This is a genomic window from Alterinioella sp. B-7 (genome assembly GCF_056857775.1).
Window position 1 is genome coordinate 19,955 of the sequence record NZ_JBSXNT010000014.1, and the last position, 19,773, is coordinate 39,727.

The 19,773-nt window shown below is 63.3% G+C and carries 21 protein-coding genes; 13 read left to right on the plus strand and 8 right to left on the minus strand.

Translation table 11 applies throughout. From position 1 onward, the window contains the following. Window positions 1-55: 55 nt before the first annotated feature. On the minus strand, window positions 56-1,012 hold the full coding sequence (locus AC13C7_RS00795) for a ParB/RepB/Spo0J family partition protein (RefSeq protein ID WP_482866293.1): 957 nt from the start codon (window positions 1,010-1,012) through the stop codon (window positions 56-58). Between the two features lie 55 nt (window positions 1,013-1,067). Further along, window positions 1,068-2,468 (minus strand): AAA family ATPase, encoded by a 1,401-nt coding sequence (locus AC13C7_RS00800; RefSeq protein WP_482866294.1) that lies wholly within the window; start codon window positions 2,466-2,468, stop codon window positions 1,068-1,070. Window positions 2,469-2,840: 372 nt separating this feature from the next. Here AC13C7_RS00800 and AC13C7_RS00805 point away from each other — a divergent pair, with 372 nt between their 5' ends. Continuing rightward, the gene (locus AC13C7_RS00805; RefSeq protein ID WP_482866295.1) at window positions 2,841-3,863 is read left to right on the plus strand and encodes a replication initiator protein A; all 1,023 of its coding nucleotides are present in this window, start codon (window positions 2,841-2,843) and stop codon (window positions 3,861-3,863) included. Between the two features lie 10 nt (window positions 3,864-3,873). Here AC13C7_RS00805 and AC13C7_RS00810 read toward each other — a convergent pair whose 3' ends face one another. Further along, on the minus strand, window positions 3,874-4,026 hold the full coding sequence (locus AC13C7_RS00810) for a hypothetical protein (protein ID WP_482866296.1): 153 nt from the start codon (window positions 4,024-4,026) through the stop codon (window positions 3,874-3,876). Window positions 4,027-4,179: 153 nt separating this feature from the next. Here AC13C7_RS00810 and rfbC point away from each other — a divergent pair, with 153 nt between their 5' ends. From rfbC to AC13C7_RS00835, 5 genes are read left to right on the plus strand one after another with little or no spacing between them, the layout of a single operon-like run. Then, window positions 4,180-4,746, plus strand: coding sequence for a dTDP-4-dehydrorhamnose 3,5-epimerase (gene rfbC, locus AC13C7_RS00815; protein WP_482866297.1), 567 nt, complete (start codon window positions 4,180-4,182; stop codon window positions 4,744-4,746). Between the two features lies 1 nt (window position 4,747). Beyond that, window positions 4,748-5,788 carry a dTDP-glucose 4,6-dehydratase gene (gene rfbB / locus AC13C7_RS00820; RefSeq protein ID WP_482866298.1) on the plus strand — a complete coding sequence of 347 codons (1,041 nt, stop codon included), beginning with the start codon at window positions 4,748-4,750 and terminating at the stop codon, window positions 5,786-5,788. Beyond that, the gene (gene rfbD / locus AC13C7_RS00825) at window positions 5,785-6,636 is read left to right on the plus strand and encodes a dTDP-4-dehydrorhamnose reductase (protein ID WP_482866299.1); all 852 of its coding nucleotides are present in this window, start codon (window positions 5,785-5,787) and stop codon (window positions 6,634-6,636) included. The genes rfbB and rfbD overlap by 4 nt, the downstream gene beginning before the upstream one ends. Further along, window positions 6,633-7,502 (plus strand): glucose-1-phosphate thymidylyltransferase RfbA, encoded by an 870-nt coding sequence (gene rfbA / locus AC13C7_RS00830; RefSeq protein WP_482866300.1) that lies wholly within the window; start codon window positions 6,633-6,635, stop codon window positions 7,500-7,502. The genes rfbD and rfbA overlap by 4 nt, the downstream gene beginning before the upstream one ends. 13 nt (window positions 7,503-7,515) lie before the next feature. After that, a complete protein-coding gene (locus tag AC13C7_RS00835) occupies window positions 7,516-8,769 on the plus strand; it encodes a glycosyltransferase family 4 protein (protein WP_482866301.1) in 1,254 nt (417 codons plus the stop codon). Window positions 8,770-8,774: 5 nt separating this feature from the next. On the opposite strand, the gene AC13C7_RS00840 is transcribed toward AC13C7_RS00835, so the two are convergent. Next, a complete protein-coding gene (locus tag AC13C7_RS00840; RefSeq protein WP_482866302.1) occupies window positions 8,775-9,884 on the minus strand; it encodes a polysaccharide biosynthesis/export family protein in 1,110 nt (369 codons plus the stop codon). 102 nt (window positions 9,885-9,986) lie between these two features. Between AC13C7_RS00840 and AC13C7_RS00845 the strand changes: the two genes are divergently transcribed. From AC13C7_RS00845 to AC13C7_RS00860, 4 genes are all read left to right on the plus strand, one after another. Further along, on the plus strand, window positions 9,987-10,829 hold the full coding sequence (locus tag AC13C7_RS00845; RefSeq protein WP_482866303.1) for an NAD-dependent epimerase/dehydratase family protein: 843 nt from the start codon (window positions 9,987-9,989) through the stop codon (window positions 10,827-10,829). Beyond that, window positions 10,826-11,443: a sugar transferase gene (locus tag AC13C7_RS00850; RefSeq protein WP_482866304.1), complete on the plus strand. Its 618-nt coding sequence runs from the start codon at window positions 10,826-10,828 to the stop codon at window positions 11,441-11,443. The genes AC13C7_RS00845 and AC13C7_RS00850 overlap by 4 nt, the downstream gene beginning before the upstream one ends. Before the next feature lie 124 nt (window positions 11,444-11,567). After that, window positions 11,568-13,763 carry a glycosyltransferase gene (locus AC13C7_RS00855; protein ID WP_482866305.1) on the plus strand — a complete coding sequence of 732 codons (2,196 nt, stop codon included), beginning with the start codon at window positions 11,568-11,570 and terminating at the stop codon, window positions 13,761-13,763. Then, entirely contained in the window at window positions 13,760-14,491 is a 732-nt protein-coding gene (locus AC13C7_RS00860) for a CatB-related O-acetyltransferase (protein ID WP_482866306.1), read from the plus strand. The genes AC13C7_RS00855 and AC13C7_RS00860 overlap by 4 nt, the downstream gene beginning before the upstream one ends. An 18-nt stretch (window positions 14,492-14,509) precedes the next feature. Here AC13C7_RS00860 and AC13C7_RS00865 read toward each other — a convergent pair whose 3' ends face one another. After that, the gene (locus AC13C7_RS00865; RefSeq protein WP_482866307.1) at window positions 14,510-15,256 is read right to left on the minus strand and encodes a Stf0 family sulfotransferase; all 747 of its coding nucleotides are present in this window, start codon (window positions 15,254-15,256) and stop codon (window positions 14,510-14,512) included. Between the two features lie 106 nt (window positions 15,257-15,362). After that, on the minus strand, window positions 15,363-16,184 hold the full coding sequence (locus AC13C7_RS00870) for an ABC transporter permease (RefSeq protein ID WP_482866308.1): 822 nt from the start codon (window positions 16,182-16,184) through the stop codon (window positions 15,363-15,365). A 387-nt stretch (window positions 16,185-16,571) separates the two neighbouring features. On the opposite strand from AC13C7_RS00870, the gene AC13C7_RS00875 reads away from it, so the two are divergent. Both AC13C7_RS00875 and AC13C7_RS00880 read left to right on the plus strand, forming a co-directional pair. Beyond that, window positions 16,572-17,648 (plus strand): KpsE/RkpR family capsule polysaccharide export protein, encoded by a 1,077-nt coding sequence (locus AC13C7_RS00875; RefSeq protein ID WP_482866309.1) that lies wholly within the window; start codon window positions 16,572-16,574, stop codon window positions 17,646-17,648. Window positions 17,649-17,663: 15 nt separating this feature from the next. Then, window positions 17,664-18,320 carry an ABC transporter ATP-binding protein gene (locus AC13C7_RS00880; RefSeq protein WP_482866310.1) on the plus strand — a complete coding sequence of 219 codons (657 nt, stop codon included), beginning with the start codon at window positions 17,664-17,666 and terminating at the stop codon, window positions 18,318-18,320. A 6-nt stretch (window positions 18,321-18,326) separates the two neighbouring features. On the opposite strand, the gene AC13C7_RS00885 is transcribed toward AC13C7_RS00880, so the two are convergent. After that, on the minus strand, window positions 18,327-18,596 hold the full coding sequence (locus AC13C7_RS00885; RefSeq protein ID WP_482866311.1) for a hypothetical protein: 270 nt from the start codon (window positions 18,594-18,596) through the stop codon (window positions 18,327-18,329). Window positions 18,597-18,771: 175 nt separating this feature from the next. On the opposite strand from AC13C7_RS00885, the gene AC13C7_RS00890 reads away from it, so the two are divergent. After that, window positions 18,772-19,203: an XRE family transcriptional regulator gene (locus AC13C7_RS00890; protein WP_482866312.1), complete on the plus strand. Its 432-nt coding sequence runs from the start codon at window positions 18,772-18,774 to the stop codon at window positions 19,201-19,203. A gap of 382 nt (window positions 19,204-19,585) precedes the next feature. Here AC13C7_RS00890 and AC13C7_RS00895 read toward each other — a convergent pair. After that, window positions 19,586-19,773: hypothetical protein (locus tag AC13C7_RS00895; RefSeq protein ID WP_482866313.1), on the minus strand; the 188-nt coding region annotated here is incomplete at its 5' end.

The window sequence follows — 19,773 nt, forward strand, 5'->3', positions numbered from 1 at the left end:
TAGCGGATCGCGGACCGGAAGGGCAGGGGGAATGTTTCGCATGCGAAACACTGGCTCACCGGGGTGTTTCCAGCCAGCTCAGCAATTGCGCCCTCAGCTCCGGCGTCAGGGCCGCACCGCTGATAGTGAAGCCCTTGGCGGTTTCGCGCACCGCCAGACCGGGCCGCAATTCGCGCATTCCGGGCCGGTTTCCGCGTGGTTTAGCGGGTGGGGCTAGCGCCTTGGAGATCAGCGCCTGTTCCGCCTCAGGACTTGCAGGTGTTTCGCGTAGAAGAGTCTGCTTCAGGCTCTCTGCAAGGGTTTCGGATCCCTCCATCGCCTTGGCGAGCCTGAGCCCAAGCCGTTCCGTCAGAGAGGCCGGGAAGCGCAAGGCCCCATCCAGCGCGGCGACCACAGGAATGAAGCTGCCGATCTTGGAGCGCCGCGCGCGGGAGGCAGAACCAAAGAGCCCCTGAAGCGCCGCGCGGCGATCCGCGAACACGCCCTGTTCGACCGCTTTCAACGCAATCCGGGCGCGTTCGAAATAGGTGAGACCGACCCGGATCTCATTTTCTTCGACCATCGCCACATAGGCATCAGACGCGGTTTCGGGCGTCCGCAACAGGGCCTGCACAAGGGCGAAAGACTCGCCCCCGGTTTCCGCGTGCAGCCTGCGCAGAGCCGCCAATCGGCGCCAGCCCGAGAGCAGGCCATAGCGCCCGCCCTCCATTGCCACCACCTCGATGGGGGTTTGCTGGCCACGGGCACGGATGCTGTCGATAAGCGCCTTCAGGTCTTCGTCATCGGCCAGGATCCGGTCACGCACCAGATAGCCTTCGTCTATGGCGTCCAAAGCCAGCGGCAGCACCAGCCGTCCTTCGGCGCGGGCACGGGCCAGTTCCGCCGTTACTTCCTCCAATGCAGAGACGGTCGAAGCATCGCCCGCAACACGCGCAATCGGCGGGGCAGGGGCGGTGGCCTCTTCCTCCCACATCCCGATCCGGGCCGGGGTCAAGCGTCTGCGCTTTGCCATCATGCTCTCCGTCCGTATCAGTCTCTAGACCTATATTTAGAGACTGTTTTCAGCCTCATGCGGCCCCAAGTTCATCCGTCTTCTTCGTCGCCAGCTCCTCGCGCCGCCAAATGCCGAGGAGCAGCCGCTTGAACGCGGCATAGGTGGCGTCGAATGTCTCGCGCCCGCGCGCATAGGTCTCGCGGTTGAAATCGCGGTAATCGGCCTCGTAGATGCCAGACACCTGTTCCCCAGCTTGGCCAATCAGTGCCGTAAATCCCTGCCTGTGCGGGCTGAGGGTCCGGCCCAGATAGGCCTGCATCAGGGCACCAAGCTCGGCCTGCTGGCTGTCATCGTAGCGTGTGATCACAGCGCGCACCGCGTCCCATTGAAAGGCCATCTCGTCGCGGCCAAGCGCACGGGCGGCCATGTTCTCACCCTCCTCGATCGAAGCGAAGGTGGAATGCAGCATGTCGAAGAAACGCCCGGTGCTGTCGAACTCCAGGAAGGAGGCGCCGAGCGGAACCAACAGGATATCGGCCGCGGCCAGCCCGTTGATGGTCAGGTAGCCAAGCGCCGGGGGCGTGTCGATGAAGACGAGGTCATAGGCATCCAAGACGCCGTCGGCCTCCAACATTTCAGTGAGCGCATCCCACAGCTTCCAGCCGCGCCCGTTCATGCGCCAGACCGGGATCTGGAACTCGGCCCAGTAGAGGTTGAGCTGCGCGCCGATGAGGTCGATATTGGGCCAATGCGTTTTTTGAATGATGTCGTCGGCAGTGATGGAAAGAGCCTCGGATAGGGTCTCATCAAGGGGCTGAGGCGCTTCGCCGCGATCCATCCGGCGCTGGTTCTCGGCCCGTAGATAGCCTGCATAATGGCGCGCCAGAAGCGGGAAGACCGTCTGCCATTCATCCTCGACACTGCCACCGAAGATCGAGGTCATGGAACCTTGGGAATCCAGGTCGATCACCAGAACCTTGTAGCCATCTAGTGCCGCTGACATCGCCAGATGTGCGCAGGTCGAGGTCTTGCCGACCCCGCCCTTGAAGTTGGCGACCGCCACCAGCTTGGCCGCCAGCCCCTCGGGTCGGTAGGGGCGGTACTCCTTGGCCTTGGACCCCTCGGAGGCGAAATGGCTGCGCAGGCGCAGCACCTCATCGAGCGTGAACCACTTGGCTCCGCCTTCGGTCTCGGAACGGCCTTGCGGCAGGTCTGAGTTCTGCTTCAGCACGCGGCGGAAATGGGCCTGGGCCACCGGAATCAGGTAACGGGTGATCTCCCAGGTCGAAAAGAGCCGCAGGCGTTTCTGCCCCTCTTCGTCCATCCCGCGCGAGGCGAGATCGGCGCGTCCCTGCGCACAGGCCTGCGCAATCCGCGAAAAGCCCGCACTCGACAGCGGCGCATCCAATTCCGCCAGTGCCGCATCAGGATCGATATTGAAATAGGGGGGTGTCCCCACACTGTCCTTCGCCATGCCCGCGCCTCATGTGCCGTGTTTTCTTTAATATACGTTAAAACGCATAACATGGAAGAAAAAGCCGCATCTCAGGCGTAATTTCTCAGCAAATGCAGGGAAAGGGGCCGGGTGAACCGTCTGTGGCGAAAAAATCTGCCCTGTTAGAGATGTGTTATATATGTGTTAAGGGCTTTTCCTGATCTGGCAATGCCCTCTTTTTACACGGATTTCAGGTGTTTCGCATGAGCCACCCGACTCCGAACCCCCGATAAGACGATTCCAAACCCCCGCTGATCCGATTCCAAACCCCCGATGGCAGCGCTGGACGGCTCCTGTGGATAACTCTAGGGTTGGCGTCAATAAAACCACGAAACACCGAGTCGGGTCCCCGTGAGCAGTTCCATCACCAGTTTGGGCAGGCTTTTGCCCGATCGCCACCCTCAGGGGGATTTCTTCCTCTGCGATATTTTCGATGCCATCCCCAAGGATGACATGGTGACGATGGAGCATCCGATCTTCTCGCTGTCGACGCGCCCCGACCGGCGTATCCTGCGCTACGCTCATAACGACGTCGAGATCGAGGTCACGCCAAGCGTCAAGGGGCTGGCCACGATCCATGACAAGGACATCCTGATCTATTGCATCAGCCAACTGATGGCCGCGCTGAATGCCGGGAAGACCGTTAGCCGCCGGCTGCATCTGCGCGCGCATGACCTGCTGGTGGCCACCAACCGTGAAACCTCCGGCGACGCCTATCGCCGCCTCAAGGAGGCCTTTGAGCGGCTCGCAGGCACTCGCATCACCACCAACCTGGAGACCGGTGGCCATGAGGTGACATCGGGCTTCGGCCTGATCGAATCCTGGGAGATCGTGCGCCACGCGCGCGGCGGGCGCATGGTCAGCGTGGCGGTGACGCTCTCGGACTGGCTCTTCCGGGCGGTGATGGCGAAATCGGTCCTCACGCTCAGCCGCGATTATTTCCGCCTCAGAAAGCCGCTGGAGCGCCGCATCTACGAGATCGCCCGCAAGCATTGCGGCCGCCAGGACAGCTGGCGCGTCTCGGTCGATCTGCTGCTCAAAAAATCGGGCTCGGCCAGCCCGCGGCGCGTCTTTCGCAAGATGCTGCGTGACATGATCGCGGCGGGCCATCTGCCGGATTACGAGATGGCGGAGGAGGAGGGTGACATGATCCGTTTCAGTTTGCGCGATGCCGTGGTCGAAGGGCCCTTGCGGGCCGCGCCCGTGCTGCCTTCCGACGCGCATGAGGCTGCGCGCGCCCTGGCCCCGGGATGGGATGTCCATGCGCTGGAGGCCGAATGGCGCGCCTTCTGGGCCATATCGGGCCGCCCCCGCCTGACGGTGCCGCAAAAGGCGTTCCTCGCCTGGGTGAAACAGCGCGTGGCGCGTGGCTAGGGCAGGGTGTTCACTTGGCGTCGGAGATCAATCTCCAGTAGGCTTTTGTCATCAACTGGCGGAGGAACTCCGCAACTTCGGCAGGCGGGATTTCTTGATAGAGGGCAGGAAATCGCGTGGCGTGATCCTGGTTTCGGGGCGCATGGGTCACGCGGGCATCCATGTCGTTGGCCAGAAGCAGGTCGACCTGCGTGTTGAACCGGTCATTGGCTTCCTAGATCTGCGCGCCCCCCTCCCTCATTGCAAGGCGTGACGACGGCGGGCTGGCTTGCTAAGCACAGGAACAATCACGGGATATATATGTGCTGAAATCCTCATGAAAATCCAAGACACGGCCCTTTCTGGGGTGAAAATCCTGACGCCGCGCCGCTTTGGCGACACCAGGGGCTTTTTCTGCGAAAGCTGGAATGCCCGGTTGATGGCCGATCACGGGCTGCATTACGATTTCGTGCAGGACAACCACTCCTTTTCGGCAGAGGTAGGCACCGTGCGGGGCCTGCATTTCCAAGCCCCGCCGCATGCGCAGGACAAGCTGGTGCGTTGCGGGCGCGGGCGGCTTTTCGATGTCGCGGTCGATATCCGCCAGGGTTCGCCCAGTTATGGCGGGTGGGTCGGGGTCGAACTGAGCTTCGAGAATGGCAAGCAGTTGCTGGTGCCAGCGGGCTTTCTGCATGGCTTTGCCACCCGCGAGGCCGAGACCGAGATCATCTACAAATGCACCGATTATTACGCGCCCGAATGCGAAGGCGCGGTGCGCTTCGACGACGCGGATATCGGGATCGACTGGGGGCTTGAGGGCCGCGGACCGGTCCTATCGGACAAGGACGCCGCCGCGCCTGGGTTCCAGTATCTGGACAGCCCCTTCACCTGGGACGAGGCCTGACATGAAACTTCTGGTGACAGGCGGGGCGGGATTTATCGGCTCGGCCGTGGTGCGTCAGGCAGTGGCGCGCGGCTGTCACGTCGTCAACCTCGATGCGCTGACCTATGCCGCCTGCCTCGAGAATGTGGCCTCTGTGGCGGACAGCCCGCTCTATGCGTTCGAGCATGTGGATATTCGCGATCGCCCTGCATTAGACACTGTTTTTGAGCGTCACAAGCCTGACGCGGTGATGCATTTGGCCGCCGAATCCCATGTCGATCGCTCGATCGACATCCCCGGGGATTTCATCGAGACCAATATCACAGGCACCTATAACCTCCTGGAGGTCGCGCGCAGTTACTGGGCAGGGCAGTGGCGGCCGGAAGACTTCCGGTTTCATCACATATCCACCGATGAGGTCTATGGCAGTCTCGGGCCCGAGGGCCAGTTCACCGAGGAGACACCCTACGATCCGCGCAGCCCCTATTCGGCCTCCAAGGCGGCCAGCGATCACCTGGTGCGGGCCTGGCACGAGACCTACGGGCTGCCGGTGCTGCTGACCAATTGTTCTAACAATTACGGGCCCTATCACTTCCCCGAAAAGCTGATCCCCGTTGTCATCCTCAAGGCGCTTGCGGGCGAGCCGATCCCGGTCTACGGGCGGGGCGAGAATGTGCGAGACTGGCTCTATGTCGAGGATCACGCCGATGCGCTTTTGACCGTGCTGGAGAAAGGCCAGGTCGGGCGCAGCTATAATATCGGCGGTGAGAATGAGGCGCGCAACATCGATATCGTGCGTATGATCTGTGCCATCCTAGACCGCGAAAGACCCCAAAACAGATCCTATTCAAGGCAAATCACCTTTGTTCAGGATCGCCCCGGCCATGATCTGCGCTATGCGATCGACCCCACCCGTATCCGGGAAGACCTCGGCTGGCGGCCCTCCGTGCCGCTGGAGGAAGGGCTAGAGAAGACCGTGCGCTGGTATCTGGAGAACGAGACCTGGTGGCGCGCATTGCAGGCGCGTGAGGGCGTCGGGCAACGTCTGGGAACGGACGCATGATCCTGGTCTTTGGCAAGACGGGGCAGGTCGCGCGTGAGCTGCAACGAACGGACGGTATCACCGCGCTGGACCGGCAGGCCGCCGACCTGACCGACCCTGAAGCCTGCGCCGTCGCCATCCGAGCGCATCGCCCCCAAGCCGTGATCAATGCTGCGGCCTTCACCGGCGTCGATGCCGCCGAGGCGGATGAGGTGCTCGCCGAACGGGTCAATGCCATCGCCCCCGGTGCGATGGCCGAAACCTGCGCCGCGCTGGACATTCCCTTTGTCCATATCTCTACCGATTACGTCTTCGACGGCACGGGTGAGACCCCCTTCGCCCCCGATGCTCCCACCGGCCCGCTCGGGGCCTACGGCCGGACCAAGCTGGCGGGCGAAAGGGCGGTGCGCGGGGCAGGGGGCACGCATGCGATTCTGCGCACGTCTTGGGTGTTTTCCGCCCATAGCAATAATTTTGTGAAGACGATGCTGCGTCTTGGGTGCGAGCGGGACGCGCTCAATGTCGTCTCGGACCAGGTCGGCGGCCCGACCCCGGCGGCGGATATTTCCGCCGCAACCGTCTCTATTGCAGGGCAATTGGTGCAGGATCCGGCCAAATCTGGCACCTATCATTTCAGCGGTGCCCCGGATGTGTCCTGGGCCTGTTTCGCGCGCGAAATCTTTGCCCAGGCCGGGATCATCTGCACCGTCACCGATATCGCGTCATCGCAATACCCGACCCCTGCCTTACGCCCGGCCAATTCCCGGCTAGACTGTGCGCAAACGGCCCGCAACTTCGGCCTGTCGCGTCCCGACTGGCGCGCAGGGTTGGCGCGGGTCCTGGCGGAACTCGAGGCGCAAGAGGCATGAACAAACGTAAGGGCATCATATTGGCGGGCGGCACCGGCACCCGGCTTTACCCGATCACTCTTGGCGTCTCCAAGCAGCTTCTGCCGATCTATGACAAGCCGATGGTCTACTATCCCCTCTCGGTGCTGATGCTGGCCGGTATCCGCGAGATCGCCATTATCACCACGCCGCATGACCAGGTCCAGTTCAAGCACACGCTTGGCGACGGGGCCCAATGGGGCGTCAGCCTGACCTATATCGAACAGCCCAAGCCCGAGGGGCTGGCGCAGGCCTACCTGCTGGCCGAGGCGTTCCTGGACGGGCAGCCTTCGGCGATGGTTCTGGGCGACAACATCTTCTTCGGCCACGGGCTGCCCGAGCTGATGGCCTGTGCCGATGAACAGCCGGCGGGCGGAACCGTCTTTGGCTATCATGTGGCCGATCCCGAACGCTATGGCGTGGTGGAGTTCGGGCCGGATGGCGCGGCGAAAGCCATCATCGAGAAACCCGTCGACCCGCCCTCGAACTACGCCGTGACCGGACTCTACTTCCTCGACGGCACCGCACCGGACCGCGCCCGCACCCTGCGCCCGTCGCCGCGCGGCGAGGTCGAGATCGCGGACCTTCTGCAGACCTATCTGGAGGAAGGGGCGCTGTCGGTGCAGACCATGGGGCGGGGCTATGCCTGGCTCGATACCGGAACGCATGGCAGCCTGCTGGATGCAGGCAATTTCGTGCGCACGTTGGAATCGCGGCAAGGCTTGCAGGCTGGCAGCCCAGACGAGATCGCCTTTGAGCAGGGCTGGATCAGCGCCGAGGACCTGGAGGCGCGCGCGCGGATGTTCGAGAAGAGCAGCTACGGGCAGTATCTTCTGGGACTCCTGTGACGCGGGCACCGACATGAAGCTACTCTTCATCCATCAGAACTACCCCGGCCAGTATCGCGAGATGCTGCACTGGCTGATCGCCCAGGGCGGGCACGAGATAGTCTTTCTGACCCAACGCGAGGGCGTTCCGGATACGCCCGGGGTGCGGATCCTACGTTATACGCCGCATCACCGGCCTGCCAAGGACGCCTATGGCCTCAGCCGCTATTGGGAGGAATGTGCGGGGTCGGGCTTCGGCGCGGCGCAGGCCCTACAGGCGCTGGACAAGGCCGGGTTCAAGCCTGACTTGATCCTGGGCCATGTCGGATGGGGCGAGCTGACCTTCACCAAGATCGTCTGGCCCGATGTGCCGGTGATCGGCTTTTTCGAGTATTATTTCCTGGCCAAGGGAGGCTCGGTCGGCTTCGATCCGGAGTTTCCCTCGAGCCCCCACACGCCCTTCATCATGCATGCCCGCAACGCGGTGAATTTCATCAACCTGGAAACCGTCGATCTGGGCCAATCGCCGACGCGCTGGCAGCGCGACACGTATCCCGAGAGCTTCCATTCCAAGATCTACACCTGCCATGACGGCATCCGCACCGATCTGCTGCGCCCCGATTCGCTGGCTTCGGTGATGCTGGACCGGTTGGGTCGGCCCGTGAGCCGCGAGGACGAGATCTTCACCTATATGGCGCGCAACATGGAGCCGACGCGGGGGTTCCATGTCTTCATGCGCGCGCTGCCCCATATCCTGGAGGCGCGTCCCAATGCCCGCGCGCTGATCATCGGCGGCAACGAGGCGTCCTATGGCAAGAAGGCGGCTGACGAGGGCGGCTACCGTGCCCGGATGGAGCGTGAGGTCGGCGACCGGCTGGATTGGGACCGGGTGCATTTCCTGGGCCGGGTGCCTTATGCAGACTATCAGAAGATCATCCAGATCAGCCGCTGCCATATCTACCTGACGGTGCCCTTCGTGCTGTCATGGTCGCTGCTCGAATCGATGTCGATGGGGGCCACCATCGTGGCCTCGGACGTCGCCCCGGTGCGCGAGGCGATGACGCATGGGCAAACCGGCCTGCTGGTCGATTTCTTCGATCCGGAAGCGCTGGCCGCACAGGTGGCTGAGGTTCTGGCCGCCCCCGGCGATTACGCCCATCTGGGGGTGGCAGCGCGCACCCATGTGGTGGGAAACTACGATTTCCTGACCCGTTGCCTGCCCGCGCATATCGCGCGCATCAACGCGCTGGTCCCTGCCGCCGCCCGCCCGATCGCGATGCCGGTCTGATCGCTTCAGAAGCTGTTAGCGCTGCGCGCCAGGCCGAAGACATTGCCGACCAGGCCGAAGACGGTTTGCACAGATGTGACCGGACTTTCGGTCGCCAGCACCAGGTCGCCGGAATGGATGCGGAAATTGCGCGCGGAAAAGAGCCCGTCCGACGTTGTCAGATCCAGCGTGAAGACGACGCGTTCCATGCGCGGACCCCGTTCACCGGCGCGGAGCGCCGAGGTTGGGTACTCACGCAGGATCAGGATGCCTTCGGGATCGGCGCGGCTGGAGGTGACGCCGCCGATGATCGCCATCGCATCCAGCGCGGTGACGATATCCTGGGTGAACGGGTGCTGATCCTGACGCCCCGCCGCGCCGAGCGACAGGAAATAGCGCTCATCTTCCTCGACGATGACCCGGTCGCCGCCGACCAGGCGGGTATCGAGGGCGGGTTCCGAATAGAGCCGGTTGATCGAGGTGCCGAAGATATGGCCCTGACGCATCAGCCGGATCTGCGGATTGGCGAGATCGGCACGCACACCGCCGCCCTGCGAGATCAGGCTAAGCACAGTATAGTTGCGATCCGGCATCGGGTAGGCGCCGGGGGCGGCTACACCGCCGACCAGGTCGACCGAATTGGCCCGGCCCTCGGACATCGACAATTGCACCTGGGCGGAGGGCACGATGGCTTCCAATTCGCGTTGCAGCCGCGCGCGCGCGGCTTGCGGGCTCAGGCCGGAAATGCGCTGATCGCCGATATAGGGCATGAAGATGGTGCCGCTGGCGCTGACGCGCATCTCCTCCAGTCCCACGACACGCTGTTCGGGCGCAGTCAGCAGCGAGTTGTCATTGCTGTCCCAGATCGCGATCGAGACCATATCGCCCGGCGCGATGACCTGGCTGCGCGACCCGGCGCTGGCGGTGATCCAGTTCAGTTCCGGCTCGCCGGTGACGGGCCATTCCGCCAGCGTCGGCAGGAAGGCACGGGTGACGGGGTAGACGGCGAAATCGGCATCGGCATTGTTCGACCCGCTGATGATCTCGCGCTCCATGCCCGCGCCGCGCGGCAGGGCGCAGGCCACGAGAAGCAGGCATAAGCCGAAAAGCCCGCCGATCCGCCAGAATTGGGTCATGTAGGTGCTACGCTCGCTGCATATTGAAGGCGGTGCCTGTTTCGACGCAAAATACGGGACCGGCCCGAAGGGTCAATGACTTCCACGCAGAAAGGCGATTTTATGCGGGTTTTGGTTCTGGGGGCCACAGGTCGGTTGGGCACCATGCTGCGATGGGCCTGGAGCGCTGGTGAGACCGGGCTGGAGCCGATCTGGCAGAGCCGCGCCGAGAGGCCGGGGGCCGCATGGGCGTGCTGCGATATCCTGGGCGACCCGGTGGGGCTGGCGAGGCTTTGCGCGCGGGCCGACGTGATCCTCAACCTGGCCGGCGTCACCCCGGCTTCGGGGCGCGACATGGGAGAAAACACCTACCTGGCGCTGGCGGTGCAGCGGGCCGCGGGCGGGCGGCCGCATCTGCTGGCGTCTTCCGCGGCTGTCTATGGCCGTGCCGAAGGACTCTGCCGGGAAAGCGACGCGGTGACGCCCGCCGCCCCTTATGGAGAGACGAAACTCGCGATGGAGAGGGCGGTGCTGGCGGCGGGCGGACCCGTCACCTGTCTGCGTATCGGCAATGTCGCGGGCGCCGACCAGATCCTGGGGCAGGTGGGGCAGGGGGCGACCATGACGCTGGACCAATTCCCCGATGGCCGCACGCCCCGGCGCAGCTATATCGGCCCGGTCACGCTGGCGGCTGTGCTGGCGGATCTGTGCCGCGCGGCAGGAGAGGGCAGGACGCTGCCCGAGATCCTCAATGTTGCCACCCCCGGCACGGTGGAGATGGGCGCGCTGCTGGAGGCGGCAGATCATCCTTGGACCCCGCGCGCAGCGCCTGAGACCGCGATTGCCGAGGTTGCGCTGGACACGGCCCCCCTCAGCCGCTTTACAGCGCTCGATCCCGCGAGTGGCACCGCCCCCGTCCTGGTGGCCGAATGGCGGGCCTATAAGGAAGCACAACCACCCCAATGACTTGGCGCAAGCGCATCTTCGACCTCTTCTTCGCCAGCCTCTTGGTGGTGATCCTCGGCCCCTTCATCCTGTGGTTCGCCTGGGTGGTCTGGCGGGAGGACGGGCGCCCGATCTTCTATGCCGCCGAGCGCATGAAATCCCCGACTGAGAGTTTTCGGTTGTGGAAATTCCGCACCATGACGGTGGTCGATGACGACAGCGGCGTGTCCGGTGCCCATAAGGCGGCGCGGGTGACGCCCACGGGCGAGAGGCTGCGCCGCAAGCGGCTGGATGAATTTCCACAGCTCTGGAACATCCTCAAGGGCGATCTCAGCTTTGTCGGGCCGCGTCCGCCCTTGCGCGAATATGTCGAGCGGTTCCCCGAGGTTTACGGCGAGGTGCTCAAAAGCCGCCCCGGCGCCACCGGGCTCGCCACCATCGTCTTTCACAAGCATGAGGGCCGGCTCTTGTCCGCCTGCACCACCGCCGAGGAAACCGACGATGTCTATTGCCGGATCTGCATCCCGCGCAAGGCGCGGCTCGACCTGATCTATCAGCGCCACCAGAGCACCTGCTACGATTTCGATCTGGTATTCCAGACCATCGGCAACCTGTTCCGGCGCAGACAGGGCTGATTTTCGCTGACCGCGGGCACCCCGATGGACAGCCGCGCAGCGTGGCGATACATCTCTGCGCGCTCCGGTGCGCCGGGGGCCAATTGCAACGGGCCGCTGGTCCAGACGGGGGTAGGGTAGAGCCGTGCTGAACCGCATCCGGGGCCTGTATGTGCGCTACGCGGCGCATCACCTGCACGAGGCCGAGGCCGAGCGCGCGACCGGGACCCTCCCCATTCCCCTGCGTTTCGTGGTCGACGGCACACGGGCGCTGCCCGCGGTGATCGGCTGGTGCGTAGCCCGCGATCCGGCCCGACGCGCGCAGGCCAAGGCCCGCGTCAAGGCGCGACTTCATCTCAACGTGACGCCCGTGGCCCTGCCGTTGCAGGACGGGCTTTTCCCCGACACCCCGCCGCCCGCGCCGCCCCTGGACCAGCCCGTCACCATCGTGCTGCCGGTCTATAATGCCTTCCACCTGCTGCCGGAGGTGCTGGCGCGTGTCGAGGACAAGACCGACCTGCCCTGGCACCTGATCGTGATCGAGGATCGGTCGAGCGACCCCCAGGTCCGTCCCTTCCTGCGCGATTGGGCAGAGATGAGGCAGGATACCGTGACGCTTCTGGAAAACCCCGAGAATCTCGGCTTCATCGGCAGCGTCAACAAGGGTCTGAAACAGGCTCTAACCTCGGGAAATCCGGTCATTTTGCTCAACTCCGACGCACTGGTGCCGCAGGCATGGGCCAGCCGTCTGATCGCGCCCATCCGGCGCGATCAGACCGTTGCCAGCGTTACCCCGATGTCGAACGATGCCGAGCTTCTGTCGGTCCCCGAGATCTGCACCCGGAGCACGCTGGCCCCCGGCGAGGGTGATGCGCTGGATGTGCTGGCGCGCCGGTTCGATCCGGTGGCGATCCTGCCCGAAGCCCCCACCGGCGTCGGCTTCTGCATGGCCCTGAACCCAGAGTTTCTGGCGCGTGTGCCGGAGTTCGATACCACCTTCGGGCGCGGCTACGGCGAAGAGGTCGATTGGTGCCAGAAGACCCGCGCGCTTGGCGGGCGGCATATCTGCCTGCCCAATCTCTTCGTTGAACACTGCGGTGGCGAAAGCTTCGGATCGGACACGAAACAGGCTCTGTTAGAGCGTAATGGCGCGATCCTGTCGGGCCGCTACCCGGAGTTCGACCGCGAGGTGCAGGATTTCATCCGCAGCGACCCGCTGATCGTGCCACGCCTGGCGTTGGCCGTCGGACTGCTGGCCGAACGGGCGGAAGGCCCGGTGCCGATCTACCTGGCGCATTCCCTGGGCGGCGGGGCCGAACATTTCCTGCAACGCGGCATCGCGGAGGATTTGGCGCGCGGGCAGGGGTCCATCGTGCTGCGCGTGGGGGGCGAGGATCGGTTCCAGCTCGAGATCCGGCTGCCTTCGGGCCAGGTCGCAGGAACGACGAATAATCTTAGTTATGTTAAAGAAATTCTCAATCCGATCCGGATCCGCCGCATCGTCTATTCCTGCGGCGTCGGCGATCCGGACCCGGCCGGGCTGCCCGATATCCTGCGCGATCTGTGCCGCGCCCATGCCGGCGACCGAATTGAAGTGCTGTTTCACGATTTCCTGCCGGTCTCGCCTTCGTATTGCCTGCTCGATGGCGACGGAACCTATCGCGGCCCGGTCACGCCGGATCGCGCCGACCCGGCCCATGTCGCAGAGCGCCCCGATGGCACCAGCGTCAGCCTGCGAGACTGGCAGGACAAATGGGGGGCGCTGATGACGGATGCAACCCGCATCACCGTGTTCTCCGAGAACAGCCGCGACCAGGTGCTGGCCGCCTGGCCCGGTCTTGTGGACAGGCTACGGGTCGAGCCGCACACGCTGATGGCCCCGGTGCCACGCCTGCCCGCCCCGGTTTCAGACAGGACCGTGATCGGGGTTCTGGGCAATATCGGCTATCAGAAGGGTGCGGGGCTGCTGGAGGATCTAGGCCGCCGCCTTCGTGGAAACTCCGACATATCCCTGGTGTTGGTGGGCAATATCGACCCGGCCCACACCCTGCCCCGCCATGTCGCCATTCATGGCGATTACCGGCTCGACCAGATCGGCGATCTGGTGGCGCGCTATGGCATCACTTGCTGGCTCATTCCCTCGATCTGGCCTGAGACCTTCTCCTATACCACGCATGAGGCACTGGCGACCGGTCTGCCGGTTCTTGCCTTCGATATCGGCGCGCAGGGCGCTGTGGTGGCGCGTGCAGAAAACGGCTATCCGATTCGTTTTGCACCCGATGCCGATTTGGTCCAGAACATCCTGACCACGATCGCAGAAATCTATGAGAGCCCCAGGTGAGCACTGTTTCCGTCCAGAACGCCCGGCTGCGCGCCGCAGGTATCGAGGTCTTGCGGCGCGAGGGTGCGCGGACCGTCACCCTGCCCTGCGAAACCCGTATCGAGGCCCCGGCCAGCCTGAAATGGACCGAATACGTGCATTCGCTGCATCTGGGTGCATTTTCCTACCAGGTCTCAGGCTATTGCTTCGGGGCGCGGATCGGGCGTTATTGCTCCTTCGGCGAAGAGGTGCAGATCGGGCGCCAGAACCACCCGATGCACTGGGTCTCGACCAGCCCGGCCTTCTATCTCGGTGACCGGCTCTTTGATCTGGGCAACGGTTTCGAGGGATCCGAGGGCTATCACCGCTACAAGTTCAAGTTCAACGGCCCGCCGACCCAGGCCAGGATCACCCGCATCGGCAACGATGTCTGGATCGGCCACGGGGCCTATATCGCGGGCGGTGTCACCATTGGCGACGGCGCGGTGGTGGGGGCCCATGCCGTGGTGTCAAAGGATGTGCCGCCTTATGCCGTGGTGGTGGGCAACCCGGCGGTGATCAAGAAATGGCGCCTGCCGCCGGGCCTGGTCGCGGCCATGCTGCACCATAGATGGTGGCGCTACGCGCCTTGGCAACTGACCCATCTCGACCCGTCGCAGCCGCAGAAATTCGTGCATGGGCTGCGCGAGATGCAAGGTGAGCCGGAGTTTGAGCCGTCGGTCTTTAGCCTGGCCGAACCGCCGTCCTGAGCCCCTACCTCATCGCCCTTACTGGCACCAGACATCGTCCAGGTAGCGCTGGATGAAGCCCGCATTGATCGCGTCGGCCTGCCGTGTCAGCCCCGGCTTCGGCAATGTCGCGGGTGCCTCCAGCCCGAAAAACCCGGCCGCGCGCGCTACCGCTTCGGGCGGTGACCTGACCAGACTTTCATAGGTGATCTGATCATAGGCAAAGCCGTAGATCCTGGCTGCCACGCGCATCGATTCATTTTGCAGCGCGATCCAGTCGAGCCGTCGGTCGATATCGTTCCGGTCGTAACGGGGCTCGGATTGCCGCGGCTGCCAGGACACCCATTGCTTGGTCTGGTCGGCAATCGAGAAGGACACCGCCTGTGCCAGCGTATCGCGCCGGGTGATGTGCAGGACCTGTGCCGAGGGGTACATCCTGGTGATGCCGAGCCGGTGCAGCATGGCGACCTGTTCGACACTGGCCTTGAAACCGTACCGGGCTGCGCCTTTCGAGACATGCCGAATATAGTCTGAAAACCGCGTGATCCCCTCTTCGCGGGACACATTCGCAATCACGTCATGGTTCAGCTGTTCCTGGAACCCGGAGACCCCCTTTGCGGCCCGCAGGTAGCTCGCCAGCAGGTTCGATCCGCAGCGGTTGGTGAACCCGATCAGCATCAGCGGCGCGGTGAAGACCACCGGCCCATCATAGACGCATTTGGCCCGAAAGAGCTTTCGCAGAACTTTCTCATGAGAGCATTCTTCCGAGAGCGTCTTGAAGATCATGTTCGTCAATTTCTCACCATCGCAGTGCGCCACAACCTTTTCGACGCCTTGTAAGGATGGACCAGCAGGCCCACAACCCGCCGGACTGTGCGCGCCCTTCCGCAGGTCAGTAATTGATGATGTCGCGGTGATAGCGGCGCAGGAAGACCAGCCCCATGACCAGCAGGGTCAGGCTCAGCCCGAAGACATAGACGGGCGAGACATAGGTCGGCTCGTAGCTGGCATAGAATGCCGAACGCATGGTGCCCACCACATGAACCAGCGGATTGTACCACAGATAGGAGCGGTAGGGTTCGGGAATGGTCTCGAAGACGAAGAAGATACCCGAGATGATGAAGAGCGGGCGGTTCACGATGCTCCAGATCTGCTGCCAGATCGGGAACATCGAAATCAGCACCGTGTTCATCACCCCGATCCCCATCGCCAGGCTCGCGGCCATGGCATAGGCCAGCACGATCTGGTCCATGTTCAGTGTAGTCCGGGTCTCGTAGAAGAGCAGCAAGGCAGAAAACACCACGTAGCCGACCAGCAATTGGGTCAGGGCGTTCAGGATGAACCGCGCCAGCAGCGCATCCACATAGGTGACGCTCGGGTAAGCTAGAAGCTGGCGGGAAAAATTCAATGACTGCGACAGCTTGTTGCAGATATCGGTGTAGAAAATGAAGGGGATCATGCCGGTGGCATAGAACATCGGGAAATTCGTGCCGATCGGCGGATTGCGGAAACCCACGGAAAATACCAGCGACAGCACCGCGATTCCGGCGGCGGGTTCGAGAATGGCCCACAGATAGCCCCCCGGCGACCGCCCGTAGGTGGTGCTCATCTCCCGCAGTATCAGGGCGACGACGGCGCGGATCGTGGGAAATCCGCGCCGTGTGCGCACCGGCCTGAGTTCGGCGGTGGCGGCGCCATCGGGGATGGAGACCATGGTCGCACCTGTCCGGGAAAGCTGGCTAAAACTCGGATCTTTATGTAGCAGGGCCCAATGAGATACAATCCTTCTCTCTTCAAGCTCAAGGCGGTCTAACACGTGTCCATCCCCCCAAACCCGACGCCCGGTCCGCGCCCGGTGCCCCCGCCGAGCGACAAACCGGAGGCAGAGGCGACGCCTCCCGCGCAGGCGAATACGCCCGCCACTCCGCAGGCCGGGCCCCAGGCTGGACCGCACGCCTCCCCACAGGGCGGGAGACAGCAGGCCCGGCCCGGGCCGACGGCATCCTCCTCCTCTGCCCCTGCTGCAGCACCCGGCGGCCCCGCGCCCGAAATCCGTCCGACGGCGCAGCTGGCCCGGCCCAAGCGCCGCCATGCGCTGATATTGGTCTCCTTTCTGGTCATGGTGGCGGCACCGATGGCGGTCTCGACCTGGTATCTGTGGACCCGCGCAGTCGATCAGTATGCCTCGCAGGTCGGTTTCTCGGTCCGCACCGAGGAGGCAAGCTCGGCGATCGAGCTTCTGGGCGGCATCACCAGCCTGTCGGGTTCCTCTTCCTCCGACACCGACATTCTTTATGAATTCCTGCAAAGCCAGGAACTGGTCACCCGGCTCGATCAGGTGCTCGACCTGCGCGCCATATGGTCGCGCGCCGACCCCGCGCTGGACCCGATCTTCACCTATCACGCCCCCGGCACGATTGAGGATCTGGTCGATCACTGGGACCGCATGGTGCGGATCTATTATGACAGCGGCACCGGACTGATCGACCTGGAGGTGCGCGCCTTCACCGCCGAAGAGGCGCAGGCCATCGCGCAGATGATCTTCGAGGAAAGCAGTGCCATGATCAACGCGCTCTCGGCGATCGCGCGCGAGGACACGATCGGCTATGCCCGCGAGGAACTGGAACAGGCTGAGGCGCGCCTGGCCGAGGCACGCGTCGCGTTGGCCAGTTGGCGCAATGCCAACCAGACCATTGACCCGACCGCCGATACGCAGGGGCAGATGGGGCTGGTGACCAACCTCCAGGCACAACTCGCGGAGGCGCTGATCCAGCTCGACCTCCTGCAGGAGACCGCGCGCGAGAACGACCCCCGCATCACCCAGGCCGAACGCCTGATCACGGTGATCGAGACCCGCATTGCCGCCGAACGCGCGGTGCTTGGCGCCGCCGATGACGGGCGCACCGGGATCGCCGACTTGGTGGGCGAGTATGAACGCCTTCTGGTTGACCTGGAATTCGCCGAAACCACCTATACGGCCTCGCGCGCGGCCTTCGATTCGGCCCGCAACGACGCCCGGCGTCAAAGCCGGTACCTCGCCGCGCATATCCGCCCGACACTGGCCGAACGGGCGCAATATCCCGACCGACCGATGACGTTGGCGATGATTTCGCTGTTCGCGTTCCTAATCTGGGCGGTTGTGATCCTCTTGGCCTACAGTCTCAGGGACCGACGCTGACGGGGGGCTTGGGCGATGATCGAGTTTCGTAACCTGCGCAAGGAATTCGTGCTGCACGGCCAGCGCAAGCTGGTGATCGACAACCTCAACCTGCGCGTGCCTTCCAAGACCTCGGTGGCGCTTCTGGGCCGCAACGGGGCGGGCAAGTCGACCCTGCTCAAGATGATCGCGGGCACCATGGATGCCACCTCGGGCGAGATCCTGTCCAGCGGCACAATCTCCTGGCCAGTGGGGTTCGCGGGCTCGTTCCATCCCGATCTAACGGGGTCGCAGAACGCCAAGTTCGTGGCCCGGATCTATGGGGTTGATACCGATGCGATGGCCGATTTTGTCGCGGATTTCACTGAATTGGGCACCAGTTTTCATATGCCGCTGCGCAGCTATTCCTCGGGGATGCGCGCGCGGCTCTCCTTCGGGGTGTCGATGGGCATTCCCTTCGACACCTATCTGGTCGATGAGGTCACATCGGTGGGCGACGCCGCCTTCAAAAGAAAAAGTGGCGCGCTTTTCGATGACCGGATGCGCGATGCGGGCTCTTTCGTGGTTAGCCATTCCATGCCGCAGATCCGCGAACTTTGCGATGTCGGGATTGTTCTCGAACAGGGTCGCGCGGTCTATTACGACGATCTGGAGGGCGCCATTGAGCATCATCTGCGCAACATGGCAGCCTGAACGCCTTCAAACGAAGACGAACATATCGGTATCGAACTGGTTGATGGTGGTGCTTTCGAAGCGAATGGTTGTGCCGTTATCGTTGAGCACGACATCGTCGCCCTGTTGGCTCAGGCCGGCGGTGAGGACGTTGGCGGTGGCATGGTTCGCCCTCGCAATCTCGATCATACCCCAGGCCTCCAGCGCGTCGGCGTTGGCGGTGCGGAACTCGGGGCTCTGAGCGAAGCGGCTGACCACCTCGACGCGGCTCAGGTTGCCGGAGTTGAGTTGGTTCACCCAAATGGCCTAGCCGCCTGCATCCGGGGTGCAGTTGAGGCAGCCATATTCAGGAGACCTGTAGCGTTTCTTAGCCCCGGTCGGGAAAGTCAAAGTCGAAAGGAACGGCTTAATTATTATTCTACACCAATGACATACCCAACAATGTCGCTTCTATAAGAGAGATAGCAGCGACGTGCTGCGTGCAGCAGGAAATGAACAGATCATGATCCCCGGAGCTCCTTTTTCAGGAAGTGCACTATCGCAGTTCCTCACCAAGCGGATCCTCGAAATGAGGCCCAAGAGCCAGCGCGACATTGGTATCGAGGCCGGATTCACGAATGTGAACATGATCTCTCTGCTGAAGAGTGGCAGGACCAAGTTGCCGCTCGATAGAGTTCCTGCCCTTGCCAAGGCGCTTGAATGCGATCCTAAGCGCCTGTTTCTACTCGCGCTTCAGCAGGGCGGGAACGAGACTACGAACAAGGCGATGCAGCAGATTTTCGGCACGCTAGTCACCGATCATGAAGTCGGCTGGATCGAAGAAATCCGGAGCGCAAGCGATCATACGAACCCCAGATTGACGGCACGGTCGCGCAACGCAATTCGAGGGATCTTTCGGAAATGAAACGCCATAAGATGATCGAGGGGATCAAGCTGCCAGACGACAGCGCCCTCACGGAAGACGAGCTGGACTGGATAGGTTTCCTCCGACTGCTCTCCCCTGGGCCGGTCCCGGCACCGACCCTCAGAGCCGTGCAGGCCCTGCGCATGGCATTGCAGGAGACCACGCGCGAACCGCATCGACCGGGATCGAACCGGGCACACATACGACCAACGGAGTCAGCGGACAGCGGCATCATGCAATGAGGCCAGAGATACGAAATATGGAAGCCTGTGAAATCGATACCGAGTTAGCAGTCTCCGCGCGCGCCACGACCGCGCCACCGGCGCCGCTCGGCGCACTACATCTAGAGATGAAGGACTGGCCGCCCAGTCGGATACAGCGCTCAATGACAGCGAATGAGGAAGAATTGATGCTTACAGGGCGTCAACATAGGGAACGTCTGATCAACGCCTTCGGCTGCGCCGAGGCTTCGGCTTGAAGGCAGTTTGGCGCCGGACAGACGCCGTTGCCAGCGATTTTCGCGCCGTTTGTGCCGCCTGAGCGGCGGTTTGGTCGATTTTGGACGGACTC

Bases quoted from the DNA above. Each gene is read 5' to 3' on its own strand.
- AC13C7_RS00800 (WP_482866294.1), bottom strand. From the start codon at position 2,468: ATGGCGAAGGACAGTGTGGGGACACCCCCCTATTTCAATATCGATCCT.
- AC13C7_RS00810 (WP_482866296.1), bottom strand. From the start codon at position 4,026: ATGGATGCCCGCGTGACCCATGCGCCCCGAAACCAGGATCACGCCACG.
- rfbB (WP_482866298.1), top strand. From the start codon at position 4,748: ATGAAACTTCTGGTGACAGGCGGGGCGGGATTTATCGGCTCGGCCGTG.
- AC13C7_RS00835 (WP_482866301.1), top strand. From the start codon at position 7,516: ATGAAGCTACTCTTCATCCATCAGAACTACCCCGGCCAGTATCGCGAG.
- rfbA (WP_482866300.1), top strand. From the start codon at position 6,633: ATGAACAAACGTAAGGGCATCATATTGGCGGGCGGCACCGGCACCCGG.
- AC13C7_RS00865 (WP_482866307.1), bottom strand. From the start codon at position 15,256: ATGATCTTCAAGACGCTCTCGGAAGAATGCTCTCATGAGAAAGTTCTG.
- AC13C7_RS00840 (WP_482866302.1), bottom strand. From the start codon at position 9,884: ATGACCCAATTCTGGCGGATCGGCGGGCTTTTCGGCTTATGCCTGCTT.
- AC13C7_RS00850 (WP_482866304.1), top strand. From the start codon at position 10,826: ATGACTTGGCGCAAGCGCATCTTCGACCTCTTCTTCGCCAGCCTCTTG.
- AC13C7_RS00795 (WP_482866293.1), bottom strand. From the start codon at position 1,012: ATGGCAAAGCGCAGACGCTTGACCCCGGCCCGGATCGGGATGTGGGAG.
- AC13C7_RS00845 (WP_482866303.1), top strand. From the start codon at position 9,987: ATGCGGGTTTTGGTTCTGGGGGCCACAGGTCGGTTGGGCACCATGCTG.
- AC13C7_RS00880 (WP_482866310.1), top strand. From the start codon at position 17,664: ATGATCGAGTTTCGTAACCTGCGCAAGGAATTCGTGCTGCACGGCCAG.
- rfbD (WP_482866299.1), top strand. From the start codon at position 5,785: ATGATCCTGGTCTTTGGCAAGACGGGGCAGGTCGCGCGTGAGCTGCAA.
- rfbC (WP_482866297.1), top strand. From the start codon at position 4,180: ATGAAAATCCAAGACACGGCCCTTTCTGGGGTGAAAATCCTGACGCCG.
- AC13C7_RS00870 (WP_482866308.1), bottom strand. From the start codon at position 16,184: ATGGTCTCCATCCCCGATGGCGCCGCCACCGCCGAACTCAGGCCGGTG.